Annotated in this window: 10 protein-coding genes; 6 read left to right on the top strand and 4 right to left on the bottom strand. The window is 67.9% G+C overall.

Annotated elements, in window-relative coordinates; all coding sequences use genetic code 11:
• Nucleotides 1–30 precede the first annotated feature (30 nt).
• Entirely contained in the window at nt 31–933 is a 903-nt protein-coding gene (locus ABV606_RS00655) for a glycine betaine ABC transporter substrate-binding protein (RefSeq protein ID WP_353987969.1), read from the top strand.
• Between the two features lie 165 nt (nt 934–1,098).
• Here the strand turns inward: ABV606_RS00655 and ABV606_RS00650 are convergent, their stop codons facing one another.
• Nucleotides 1,099–1,995, bottom strand: coding sequence for an aminotransferase class IV (locus ABV606_RS00650; protein WP_353987968.1), 897 nt, complete (start codon nt 1,993–1,995; stop codon nt 1,099–1,101).
• Between the two features lie 11 nt (nt 1,996–2,006).
• On the opposite strand from ABV606_RS00650, the gene ABV606_RS00645 reads away from it, so the two are divergent.
• The 5 genes from ABV606_RS00645 (at nt 2,007) to holA (ending at nt 10,279) form a co-directional block, all read left to right on the top strand.
• Entirely contained in the window at nt 2,007–3,380 is a 1,374-nt protein-coding gene (locus ABV606_RS00645; protein ID WP_353987967.1) for an anthranilate synthase component I family protein, read from the top strand.
• Between the two features lie 115 nt (nt 3,381–3,495).
• Nucleotides 3,496–6,000 (top strand): leucine--tRNA ligase, encoded by a 2,505-nt coding sequence (gene leuS / locus ABV606_RS00640; protein ID WP_353988748.1) that lies wholly within the window; start codon nt 3,496–3,498, stop codon nt 5,998–6,000.
• Between the two features lie 62 nt (nt 6,001–6,062).
• Entirely contained in the window at nt 6,063–6,722 is a 660-nt protein-coding gene (locus ABV606_RS00635) for a ComEA family DNA-binding protein (protein WP_353987966.1), read from the top strand.
• Between the two features lie 13 nt (nt 6,723–6,735).
• Nucleotides 6,736–9,120, top strand: coding sequence for a ComEC/Rec2 family competence protein (locus ABV606_RS00630; RefSeq protein ID WP_353987965.1), 2,385 nt, complete (start codon nt 6,736–6,738; stop codon nt 9,118–9,120).
• Nucleotides 9,121–9,202: 82 nt separating this feature from the next.
• Entirely contained in the window at nt 9,203–10,279 is a 1,077-nt protein-coding gene (gene holA / locus ABV606_RS00625) for a DNA polymerase III subunit delta (protein WP_353987964.1), read from the top strand.
• A gap of 104 nt (nt 10,280–10,383) precedes the next feature.
• Here holA and rpsT read toward each other — a convergent pair whose 3' ends face one another.
• From rpsT to ABV606_RS00610, 3 genes are all read right to left on the bottom strand, one after another.
• Nucleotides 10,384–10,644: a 30S ribosomal protein S20 gene (gene rpsT, locus ABV606_RS00620; RefSeq protein WP_353987963.1), complete on the bottom strand. Its 261-nt coding sequence runs from the start codon at nt 10,642–10,644 to the stop codon at nt 10,384–10,386.
• A 297-nt stretch (nt 10,645–10,941) separates the two neighbouring features.
• The gene (locus tag ABV606_RS00615) at nt 10,942–12,540 is read right to left on the bottom strand and encodes a PTS ascorbate transporter subunit IIC (protein WP_353987962.1); all 1,599 of its coding nucleotides are present in this window, start codon (nt 12,538–12,540) and stop codon (nt 10,942–10,944) included.
• 84 nt (nt 12,541–12,624) lie between these two features.
• Entirely contained in the window at nt 12,625–12,894 is a 270-nt protein-coding gene (locus ABV606_RS00610) for a PTS sugar transporter subunit IIB (protein WP_281487696.1), read from the bottom strand.
• Between the last annotated feature and the right edge of the window lie 5 nt (nt 12,895–12,899).

Here is a 12,899-nt window from a genome sequence, read left to right as displayed (position 1 = left end):
CCGTCTCCTGACGGCCAGAAAGGACGACCCATGAAGAAGCGCATGACGTCGCTCATCGCAGCGGGAGCCATCACGGCGCTCGCACTGACCGGCTGCAGCAGCAGCGGCACCGGAACCGAACCCGGTGCGGACAGCCAGACAGGCGACAAGACCGACATCACGATCGCCGTGTTCAACGGCTGGGACGAGGGCATCGCCGTCTCCGAGCTCTGGAAGGCGATCCTCACCGAGCAGGGCTATGACGTCACGCTCGAATACGCCGACCCGGCGCCGGTGTTCGTCGGACTCTCGGAGGGCGACTACGACGCGACGTTCGACGTCTGGCTGCCCGAGACCCACGCCAGCTACCTCGAGGAGTACGGCGACAAGATCGCCGATCTCGGCGCCTGGAACAACGAGTCCAAGCTGACCCTCGCGGTCAACGAGGACGCGCCGATCGACTCGCTCGCCGAGTTGGCGGAGCACGCAGACGAGTTCGGCAACCGCATCATCGGCATCGAGCCGGGTGCGGGCCTCACCAAGGCCACCGAAGAGCGGGTCATTCCCGGGTACGGGCTCGAGGGCATGGAGTACATGACCTCGTCGACCGCTGCGATGCTCACGGAGCTCGAGACCGCCATTGCGAACGGCGAGAACATCGTCGTCACGCTGTGGGAGCCGCACTGGGCGTACGGGGCGTTCCCCATCCGCAACCTCGAGGACCCGGAAGGCACACTCGCCACGGTGGAGAGCATCCACACCTACGGCAAGGCCGGCTTCGCGGACGACTTCCCGCAGGTCGCCGAGTGGCTCGCCGACTTCGAGATGGACCTCGACACGCTGTACTCGCTCGAGAAGGCGATGTTCGTCGACTACGACGGCAGCGACTTCGGTCCCATCGTCGAGCAGTGGATCGCCGACAACCAGGAGTACGTCGACAGCCTCACGAGCTGACGTCTCGAACCACACCGAGATCAACGGTGGCCGGGCCCGCGAGGTGCCCGGCCACCGCTGTCGGGGACGGGTTCACAGCGGCCTCAAGCGGGCTCGCGCGCATCGTCGCGGCAGCGGTCTCTGCTGCAGCGGTCTCTGCTGCAGCGATCGCTCCTCCAGCGGTCTCTACTGCGGCGGTCGGCGCAGCGGACGACGCAACGAGCCGAGGGCCGCGCGCCACGCCTCGAGGCGCCCGGGCTGTTCGGCTGAGCGAGGTCCGTCTTGCCACTCGGTCACGATGCGCAGACCGTGCAGCGCATTGAGCGTCCAGATCTCGAGCCCGTCGAGTTCCTCGGGCGACGCGAGTTCCTCGCGCACCTCCACCCCCCGCGCGGCCGCGACGGTGCGCAGCACTCTGGCCGTGACGCTGGCGACGCGCGGCAGTCGCTGGTCGGGGAACACCATGGCGTCGCCGCGCCACCACATCACCGCGCTGGTGGCGCCGTCGGTCACGGCGCCGGTTGACGCGTCGGTGAACATCGCCTCGTCCGCGCCGCTCGCCCGCACTGCCGCGTTCGCCGCTGCCAACCGACCGATGTCCGGGCCCTTGACAGACGGTGCCATCCTCGGGTCGGCTCCGCTCCACGTGCTCAGCACGACGCTGCGTCGCAGCTCTGGTGCGGGTCGCAGGCGCCATCGGAGTCGGAGGTCGGCCACCGACACCGACACCGGCGTCGCCGCGGCATCTTCGACAGCATCCGCGCCGGGGCCGATCGAGCGGGCGACGAGTTCAACGCGTGGAAACCATTGCTCCTGCTCAGGAATCGACTCGAGCAGCGCGTCGAAGAAGGCATCGACGTCGAGCGCAGGCTCCTCCGAACCGTGCGGCGGGTGGCCCGGTTCGACCGCATCGACGACGTTCGCCACAGCGGTGGAGAAGCGCTCGCGGTGCAGTTCGACCGCCAGCGCTGCCCCTTCGGTGACCAACCAGGAGTCGGCTGCCAGCAACGGCAGCTCGCGGTGCGGCGCGGAGCGGAACCCGTCACCGGTCCACTCGAAGAGGTCGTGCTCCGGCGCGCTCATAGTCTTAGCGTATGCGTCCGCCACTGCTCGCCTGGGAGGTCACCGGCGGCATCGACTCCGCCGCGCTCTTCGAGGCCATCGCGGAGGCGCACGACGACGTGTTCTGGCTGGACAGCGGCCCGGATGCCGCGGTTGGGCGAAGTGTGCTCGGCTGGTCTGCTGACCGGTATGTGAGCACTGAGCCGAACGCCAGCGACTTCGCGGCGCTTCGGGAGCGGTTACGACGGGTGCCTCGCGCCGAGGACGTGAGCGACACGGCGTTGCACGTGCCAGGTCTGCCACTCGGCTGGGTGGGGTGGCTCGGGTATGAGCTACGAGCGGTGACAATGGGGGAGCCGCAGCGCCATGCGCTCCGGCATCCGCCCCTCGCCCTGCTCTGGGTCGACCGCGCTGTCGTCGTCGATCATGAGTCGGGACGCGTTTCGCTGGTCGCGATCGGGCACGGGTGGGATGCCGAGCTGGTGCAGTGGCGAGCTGAGATGCTCGAGCACATCGAGGCTTCGCGCTCGAATACCCGTGCCGTGCCGCAGGTGCTTACGAATTCGAGTGCCCGCTCGCTGGTTCAGTGGCGGCATTCGGATGCCGAATACCTCGACCTCATCGAGCAGTGTCGCGCCGCGATCCGCGCCGGCGACGCATACCTGCTGTGCCTCACCAATGAGGCGACGGTCGACGGGCATTTCGACGCAGTCGCCAGGTATCTCGCGCTGCGCCAGGCCAGCCCCGCGCACCACGGAGGGTTCGTGCGCATCGGAGGCGTCTCGTTGCTCAGCGCGTCGCCGGAGCAGTTCCTGCTCGTCACAGCCGATGGCTCGGTCGAGACGCACCCGATCAAGGGAACGCGTCGTCGAGGCGCCACTGCGCTCGAAGACGAGCGGCTGCATCGCGAGCTTCGCGACAGCGAGAAGGAGCGCGCCGAGAACCTCATGATCGTCGACCTGATGCGCAACGATCTGCAGCGCGTGTGCCGCATCGGTTCGGTCGAGGTGCCACGGCTGCTCGCGATCGAGAGCTATGCGCAGGTGCACCAGCTCGTCAGCCGCGTGCGCGGACGCCTCGCGGAAGGCCTCGACGCGATCGACGTCGTGATGGCGTGTCTGCCCGGCGGATCGATGACGGGCGCGCCCAAGCTCAGCGCCACCCGCATCCTCGACCGGCTCGAAGACGGGCCGCGCGGCATCTACTCGGGAGCGTTCGGCTACCTCGGCGCCGATGGAAGCGCCGACCTCGCCATGGTGATCCGCTCCATCGTGATCGATGCAGCCGGTGCAACGGTGGGCGCCGGAGGCGGCATCACAGCGCTCTCGGATGCCGCAGCCGAGCTCGAAGAGGTGAAGATCAAGGCCGCGCCGCTGCTCGCGAGCCTCGGGGTCGCTCGACACTAAGCTTGTCTGTCGGGCTTGCTCGCGGCATCCGCGATCCTTGCGGCCCATGCTCAGGCCCGAGTCTCGGGCCCGAAGTCTTGCGATGAATGGAAGTTCGGTGGCAGAGCACGACGACATGCGGCACGACGACGCGCGCGGATACGACTTCGCCCGCATCCAGGAGAAGTGGCTCGCGATCTGGGACGAGCTGAAGCCCTTCTCGACGCTCGGTGTCGACGACGAGCGCCCCCGCAAGTACGTGCTCGACATGTTCCCGTACCCGTCAGGCGACCTGCACATGGGCCACGCCGAGGTCTACGCGCTCGGCGATGTGCTCGCGCGTTACTGGCGCCAGCGCGGATACAACGTGCTGCACCCGATCGGGTGGGACTCGTTCGGCTTGCCGGCCGAGAACGCGGCGATCAAGCGCGGCGCGAACCCGCGCGACTGGACCTACGCGAACATCGAGCAGCAGAAGGCTTCGATGCGCAAGTACGCGGCGTCGTTCGACTGGGACCGCGTGCTCCACACGAGCGACCCCGCCTACTACAAGTGGAACCAGTGGATCTTCCTTCGCATGTTCGAGAAGGGCCTCGCGTACCGCAAGGACAGCTGGGTCAACTGGGATCCGGTCGACCAGACGGTGCTCGCGAACGAGCAGGTGCTGGCCGATGGCACGAGCGAGCGCAGCGGCGCCGTGGTGGTCAAGAAGAAGCTGACCCAGTGGTATTTCAAGATCACTGACTATGCGGACCGCCTGCTCGACGACCTCGACGAGCTCGAGGGCAAGTGGCCTCACAAGGTGCTGCAGATGCAGCGCAACTGGATCGGCCGCTCGATGGGCGCTGACGTCGACTTCGAGATCGAGGGTCGTGACGAGAAGGTGCCGGTGTTCACCACCCGGCCTGACACGCTCTATGGGGCCACCTTCATGGTGGTGGCTCCCGACAGCGACCTCGCCGCCGAGTTGGTCGAGGGTGCTGCTCCCGACGTGCAGCAGGCCTTCGCCGACTATCTCACTCAGGTGCAGAAGTCGAGCGAGATCGAGCGACAGGATGCGGCCAGGCCTAAGACCGGCGTCTTCCTCGGCCGGTGGGCCGTCAATCCGCTCAACGGCGAGCGCTTGCCGGTGTGGGCGGCGGACTACGTGCTGGCCGACTACGGTCACGGGGCGATCATGGCCGTGCCGGCGCACGACCAGCGCGACCTCGAGTTCGCTCGCGCTTTCGACCTTCCCGTGCGACTCGTCGTCGATCCGACCGCGAATGCCGAAGAACTCGCCGAAGTGCACCCGCAATCGACGGGCGTGGCCCTGGTCGGCGACGGCCGCTTGGTCAACTCCGGCCCGCTCGACGGCTTGCCCAAGGAGCAGGCGATCGCCCGAGCGATCGAGATCCTCGAGGAGCGCGGCACCGGTCGCGCGGCCAAGAACTTCCGTCTGCGCGACTGGCTGATCTCGCGCCAGCGGTACTGGGGCACGCCCATCCCGATCATTCACGGCGAGAACGGCGAGCTCATCCCAGTGCCCGACGAGCAACTGCCGGTGACGCTGCCTCCCACCGAGGGGCTCGATCTGCAGCCGAAGGGAAGCTCCCCGCTCGGGGGCGCCACAGATTGGGTGAACACCACCAACCCTGTCGACGGATCACCGGCGAAGCGCGACCCCGACACCATGGACACGTTCGTCGACAGTTCCTGGTACTTCCTCCGCTTCCTCAGCCCGAACGACCCCGACCAGCCCTTCGACCCAGCGGAAGTGGCGAAGTGGGCGCCCGTCGACCAGTACGTCGGCGGCGTCGAGCACGCCATCCTGCACCTGCTCTACGCCCGCTTCATCACCAAGGTGCTCTTCGACCTCGGCCTCGTGCCGTTCGAGGAGCCGTTCAAGGAACTGCTCAACCAGGGCATGGTGATCCTCGACGGTGCCAAGATGTCGAAGTCGAAGGGCAATATCGTCTTCTTCTCGGAAGAGGTCGACAAGCACGGTGTGGATGCTGTGCGAGTGACGATGGCCTTCGCCGGCCCGCCGGAGGATGACATCGACTGGGCAGAGGTCTCGCCCACGGGCTCCAGCAAGTTCCTCGCCCGGGCATGGCGCGTCGCCAACGATGTGGCGAGCGAGCCCGGTACGGCTCCGGAGGGTGGCGACACAGGCCTGCGCCGAGCGACGCACCACCTGCTGGCAGACTTCCCCGGCCTCATCGAGTCGTTCAAGTTCAACGTTGCGGTCGCCCGCATCATGGAGTTGGTGAACGCGACCCGCAAGACGATCGACTCCGGAGCGGGCGCCGCCGATCCGGCCGTTCGCGAGGCCGCTGAGGTCATCGCCATCTCGCTGAGTCTCTTCGCGCCCTACACCGCGGAAGAGATGTGGGAGATGCTCGGGCACGAACCCTCTGTGGCGTTCGCAGGACTCCCGGATGCCGAGCCCTCCTTGCTCGTCGAGGAGACCCTCACGGCCGTCTTCCAGGTCGATGGCAAGGTGCGCGGCAAGGCAGAGGTGTCGCCCGACATCGCACCCGAGGCGCTCGAGGCGCTGGCGCGCGAGTCGTCGGGCGTGGTGCGCGCGATCGGCGATCGCGAGATCGCGAACGTGATCGTGCGGGCGCCACGCGTCGTCAACATCGCCACGAAGCGCTGAGCGGGACACAGCCCGCTCTGACGCAACGGCGGAGGCTGGGCGTGCGCGCCTAGCCTCGCGGCATGACGCAGCTCACCGATCCGCGCCGCGCCGCTGTGCGAAGGCTCGTGGGTGCCGCGGTCGTCGTGGCGTTGGTCGCGCTCGGCGTCGCGGTGTTCACGGTGGCGGTGACACCGGGTGGCGGCACGAGCGTCTTGCCCGCCGCGGAAGCGGCCTCCGCGGCGACGTACCGTACTCGCGACTCCGCTCTCGAAGGTGTTGGGGCGGCGTACGACGAGGAGGCTCCTGTCGTGTACGTGCACGTCCTCGGTGCCGTGAACGCGCCTGGCTTGTACCGGTTGCAGCCTGGCGATCGCGCTGTGGACGCGATCGCCGCTGCTGGCGGGTTCGCGGCCGAGGCTGACTTCGGCGCTGTGAATCTCGCCCGCCCCGTTGTCGACGGTGAGCAACTCCGGGTGCTCACCGCGGCCGAGGCGAAAGCCCAACCGGCCGCGCCGGCCGTCGGGTCGGCGTCGGCAGGCACCGGGGGAGCTGTGGTCAACGTCAACACCGCTACCGCGACGGAACTCGAAGCGCTGCCGAGAATCGGCCCCGCGCTTGCCGCGCGCATCATCGAGTGGCGGGAGCGACATGGTCGGTTCCGCACCGTGGACGACCTCATTGCCGTCAGTGGCATCGGTGAGAAGCTGCTCGACGGGCTGCGCGATCTGGTCACGGTGTGATGCGCGTGTTCCCATGATTCGTCCGCGTCTCGCATCGACTCGACTCGTCATACCGATCGTGGCCGCGTCGGCGTGGCTGACGGCGGGAGTGCTGATCGCCCTCCCGCAAGCCGCCGCCTGGTGCGCAGTCGGGTTCGGCTCCGCACTGTCGGTGCTGGTGGTGGCGAGGGCACTGCACGCTCGAGGCGCTCAAAGCCGAGGGGAGCGCGCGGATCGCGGCACTCGACGAGCACTGATCGTGAGCGCCTTCTGGCGCACCTTTGTGCTGCTGCTCGCTGCTGGCGCGGCGATGGCGACCGCGACAGCTGTGCATCACGAAGCGCGCGCGCTGCCGTCCGGGGGGCATCTGCCCGTACAGCTGAGCGGGGCACTGGAAGTCACCACGGCGCGACCGGATCGCGTGGACGGGCTTTTCAGGCCTGTCGAGGCGCCGACGACCGTTCTGCCGGTGCGAGTATTCACACAGCCACCCGCCGGAACAGCGCCTGGAGCGGTGCTGGCGGTGTCGTCGGCTTCCGCCCGCGAAGCCGAACCCGGTGACCGAGCGGTGATCCTGCTTCGCGCGCGCTCGCTCGAGATGCTGCTCGCGCCGCCTCCTCTGCTCGGCGCTGCCGAGCAACTCCGCGAAGGCTTCCGCGACCTCGCGCAGGAGCTGCCCGGCGACGGCGGAGGGTTGCTGCCGGGACTCGCGATCGGCGATACCACGGCCGTGAGCGAACGCCTCGACCGAGCGATGAAGGACAGTTCACTGAGCCACCTCACCGCGGTCTCCGGCGCGAACTGCGCCATTGTCACGGGGCTGCTGGTCGCACTCGGCACTGCGCTCGGGTGGTCGCGAGCGTGGCGTGTCATCGCGGCGCTGACAGCGCTGCTCGGCTTCGTCGTGCTGGTCACACCGGAGCCGAGCGTGCTTCGGGCAGCGGTCATGGCGACGATCGTTCTCGTGTCGCTGACCACGGGTCGACCCCAGCGAGGCGTCCCGGTGCTCACCTGCTCGGTCTCGGCGCTCCTGCTGCATGACCCTTGGCTCAGTCGCGACTACGCCTTTGCGCTCTCTGTCGCCGCCACAGCGGGCCTGCTGCTGCTGTCAGTACCGATCGGCCGCTTCTTCTCCCGGTGCATGCCGGAGCGCCTCGCGGCGGTCATCGCCATCCCAACGGCGGCTCAACTCGCTTGTCAGCCGATTCTGATCCTGCTCGAGCCGTCGATCCCCCTCTACGGCGTGCCGGCGAACCTTCTCGCAGGACCTGCCGCGCCAGTTGCGACCGTGCTCGGCTCGCTCGCCTGCGTGCTGCTGCCGGCGCTGCCGTGGCTGGCTGGAGCGCTTGCGTGGGTCGCGTGGTTGCCTTCTGCCTGGATCGCCGCAGTCGCGCACGTGTCAGCCGCGCTGCCGCTCGCGCGGTTGTCCTGGCCGGAGGGCTGGGTCGGTGCGGCGCTGCTTGCGCTGCTGACCGGACTCGTGCTCGCGGCGGCACTGTCTCATCGCCGCAAGCGGGAGCTCGCGATGACGGCGATCATCGTGCTCGCGGCCACCGCGGGCGCCACGGCGGTCGCGGATTCGATCCGAGCGATGGGACGACCGTCCGATTGGCATATCGCACTCTGCGACGTGGGGCAGGGCGACGCTGCAGTGGTGCGCGACGGCCACCAGGTGCTGCTCGTCGACACGGGAGCCTCACCAGAGTTGCTCTCGGACTGCCTCCACTGGCTCGGCGTGACACGGCTCGACGTGCTGGTGCTCACTCATTTCGACCACGACCACTCAGGTGGAGCTGACGCCGTGCTCGCCCGCAGCGACCTCGTCATTGCCAGCGACCCCGAGGACGACGCCGACGCGCAGTTGCTGGAGGCATTCCGAGCATCTGGCGCGGCGGTGGAGCTGGTGCGAGCCGGCAGAAGCGGAACTCTGGGATCGCACGAGTGGCGCGTCCTCTGGCCGAGCGGCAACGGGCCCTCGAAGGGCAACGACGGCAGCGTCGTCATCTCCATCACACCGCTGCCGGGCTGTACCAACGGATGCCTGAGCTCCTTGTGGCTCGGCGACCTCGGGCAGGACGCGCAGGTGATGCTCTCGGCATCCGCCCGACTCGGTCGCTTCGATGTGGTGAAGGTGAGTCACCATGGTTCCGCCGATCAGCATCCGCCGCTGTATCGAGCGATCCGCGCGAGGCTGGGGCTGATCGGGGTGGGAGCCGACAACGGGTACGGACACCCTGCTCCCGCGGTGCTTCGCCTGTTGGAGGAGAGCGACGGCGCTATCGCGCGAACGGATGTTGACGGAATGGTGCTCATCGCTCCCAGGGCCGACGGCGTGCACGTGTGGCGCGAACGGAGCGGCGGCGAAGACCCCGGGTCGAAGGGGGAGGCCGCATCCCGCGGTGACGGTGCCGACGATTAGTCTTGAGGAGACCGACCCCCGACCAGTCGATCCACGAGATGGTGCCGGCGCGCATCGTGTCTTTGCAGTCGAGAGGAGCCACATGGCGGCGAGAGGTTCTGCTCGATCGAGCTCCAGTTCCCGTTCAGGCGCCGGGCCCAGCGCGCGAGGTGGCACCCGGGGAGGCAAGGCGAAGGTTGCGATCGAGCAGCTGCCGTGGAACCGAGTTCGCCCCGCCCCAGTCGTGCTCATCACGGGTCCCGAGGAACTGCTCGCCGGCCGCGCCGCGCGCGCGATACGGTCGCAACTCGCCGAACTCGACCCGGCGCTCGAGACGAGCGAGCTCGAAGCCGACAAGTACGCGCCGGGCGAGTTGCTGACGCTCGCGAGCCCTTCGCTCTTCGCCGAGCCTCGCTTCATCCGTGTGAGCGGCGTTGAGAAGTGCACCGATGACTTCCTCGCCGAGATGCTCGAGTACCTCGATTCGCCGGCCGACGACACCGTCGTCGTGCTTCGTCACGCGGGCGGTCAGCGCGGCAAGAAGTTGCTCGACGCGATCCGTGCCGCGAGCGGTACCGCGATCGAGATCGTCTGCGCCGAGCTCAAGACGGACAGCGATCGCTACGACTTCGCTATGGCGGAGTTCAAGTCGGCGCAGCGCTCGGTCACTCCCGGAGCCCTCCGCGGCATCGTGAGCGCATTCACTGGTGAACTTGCGGAGCTCGCCGCCGCCTGCCAGCAGTTGATCGCCGACTCGGAGGGGGAGATCACCGAGCGCACGGTTGAGCGCTACTACTCCGGCCGGGTCGAGACGAACGCGTTCAAAGTGGCGGATGCCGCGATCGCCGGGCACCGCGGAGAGGCGCTCGGGCTGCTGCGCCACGCCCTCGCGACCGGCGCAGACCCGGTGCCCTTGGTCGCCGCGTTCGCGGCGAAGGTACGCACCATGGCGAAGCTCTCCGGCGCATACGGGCCGCCCGGGCAGCTCGCGTCACGGTTCGGCCTCGCCCCCTGGCAGGTCGATCGCGCGAAGCGAGACCTCCAGGGGTGGAGCGACGAAGGGCTCGCCCGCGTGATCCAACTGCTCGCCGAAACGGATGCTGCGGTCAAGGGCGCCGCGTACGACCCGGAGTTCGCCCTGGAACGCCTCGTGACCGTGATCGCCGCCCGAGGCCGCTGAGCGAGCGCCTCGCGGAGCACGCTGCTCGCGGCTGAAACGGCGAAGGGTCCGCCTCCCTGCGGAGACGGACCCTTCGAGAGCCGCTAGAAGCGGCGAAGCTCAGTTCAGAGCGATGCGACCTGCTTGGCGATGGCCGACTTGCGGTTCGCAGCCTGGTTCTTGTGGATGACGCCCTTGCTGGCAGCCTTGTCAAGCTTCTTGGAAGCGAGCTGCAGCGCGGCCACAGCCTTGTCCTTGTCGCCAGCGGCGACAGCCTCGCGCACCGAGCGGATGTGGGTCTTCACCTCGCTCTTGACCGCCTTGTTGCGGTCGTGAGCCTTCTTGTTGGTGAGGATGCGCTTGATCTGCGACTTGATGTTTGCCACGTGGTTAACCTTCTTGTTGCGTTGACAGTTCCGGGCAGCCGAGGAGGGTATGGACTCCCGATGATGATTCTCGGCCGCAATTCACGTTCCGTCGCGAGGCGTCGGGACAGTGCAAGCCAACAGGAAACTTTACCAGTTCGAGTGGTGCGGCTCAACGCGGAGGGTGAGACGGCGTGGCGCCTTGCCGATGCGGTTTGCGCCAAGCGCCTTGCAGCTGGCGAAAGGCAGTAGGCCGAGAGACAGCAGTGGAGGGCGCCGGCCAACCGACGCCCTCCACTGAACCGGCTCGAGCGCTGCTCAGTCGCGGCGCGCGTGTCGACCGGTGTCGGTCTCCGGGTCCGTGACAGTGGTGCTGGTCGAGCCAGTGATGCCGGTCGAACCCGTGGCGCCGGTCGAGCCAGTGGTGCGCGCGGTTCCCGCGTCGGTGACCATGGCGCGCTCCGCGGTTTCCTGCTCCACGAGCCACTCCTCGCGGCGCGCTCCTGGAATCCAGCCGGTGTCGACGACCCGACGCTGCCACAGCGACGCCGCGATCACGAGCACCGCACCGATCACGACCGTCAGGATGACGCCCATGACCGGTCCGCCGAGCAGGCTCACTCCGATCAAGGTGCCGAACCAGCCGAAGTCGGCATCGCCGAAGGTCGTGTTCGCGAACCCGAGCTCACCAAGCACGAGCAGCAGCAGGGCGGGGAGGATCGTGATGAGCACGCCGTTCACGAAGCCGCCCACCATGGCGCCGATGCGGCCACCTGTCGCGTTGCCGAACACTCCGGCGCCACCACCCGTGAAGAAGTGCGGCACCATTCCGGGCAGGATCAGGGCCAACCCGAACGCGGGGCCGAGCCAGATCGCGATCAGCGCGAGGCTGACGAGGCCGCCGAGGAACGAGGTGAGGAAGCCGATGAGCACCGCGTTCGCAGCGAAGGGGAACACGATCGGCACGTCGAGCGCGGGACGCGCACCGGGCACGACCTTCTCGGCGATGCCCTGGAACGCCGGCACCAGCTCGCCGAGCACAGTGCGCACACCGAAGAGGATGATCGCGACGCCGACGCCGAACAGCAGAGCGTTCATGATCGCCGCCATGATGAAGGCACCGCCGTCGGCCGCGTTGAGGATCGGCAGTGCGGTGTCAGCGGGCAGGGCGATGAGGCCCCAGATCGCGAACACGAGGTAGATCAGCACCATCGACAGCGCCGTCGCAACCATCGAATCGCGCAGGAACCCGAGGCCCTGCGGGAAGTTGATGCGCTCGGTCGAGTGGCTGCGACGGCCGACCGCCTGGCCTACAGCGCCTGCCGCGATGTAGCCGGCTGAACCGAAGTGCCCCATCGCGATGGTGTCATCACCCGTGATCTTCTTCATCCACGGGTGGGCGAATGCGGGCATCACGACCATGATCACGCCGAGCAGCAGCGCGCCGATGATGACCACGAGCCATCCGAGGTCTTCGCCGAAGCCGACCGACAGCACCACGGCCAGCAGCAGCGACATGAAGACCATGTGGTGACCGGTCAGGAAGATGTACTTCAGCGGAGTGAAGCGTGCCAGCAGCAGCATCACGATGAAGCCGAGCACCAGCACGTAGGCGCTGGTGGCGCCGTACTGCTCGGCAGCCAGAGCGGTGATGACCTCGTTGGTCGGGATCACCCCCTGAGCGCCCGTCACCTCGAGGATGAGTTTGCCGAGGGGATCGAGCGACGACACCACGACGCCGGCACCGGCGCCCAGGATCAGGAAGCCCAGCGCGGCTTTCAGGCCGCCGCCGACCACCTGGCCCGGTGTGCGCCGAAGCGCGATCAAACCGATCGCCGTGATGATGCCGATCAGGTATGCGGGCACGTTCAGGATCTGCTGCCCGATGAATGTCAGAACTACAACCAGCCACTCCATCGTGGGGCTCCTTGTCTCGTGATTCGGGGATCGATTGGTCGGGGGAGGCCGAGGCGGATGCCGCGGCGGGCGCCCTGCGGGCGATCAGACCTCTGGAGCGAGTTTCTGCGAGATTTCGTCGACCGAGAGGAAGTTCTGGATCTCGATCACCTTTGCGGGAACATCGCCGAGCTGCTCGGCGAGGTCGTGCGAGATGAGCACGATGTCGACGGTCCGCGCCGCACCGCGCGCCGACCCGATGTCAGACGCTTCGACGTCCGCTGACGCGCCGAGAGCCTTCAGGGCCTTCTCGGTGTTCATCTTCAGCAGGATCGACGTGCCGATGCCCATTCCGCACACCGTCAAGATTTTCATGGACA

The sequence above is a fragment of the Ruicaihuangia caeni genome (genome assembly GCF_040536845.1).
GTDB lineage: Bacteria > Actinomycetota > Actinomycetes > Actinomycetales > Microbacteriaceae > Ruicaihuangia > Ruicaihuangia caeni.
Note: the sequence above shows the minus strand (reverse complement) of the source record. Positions and strands in the feature narration are given on the sequence as shown.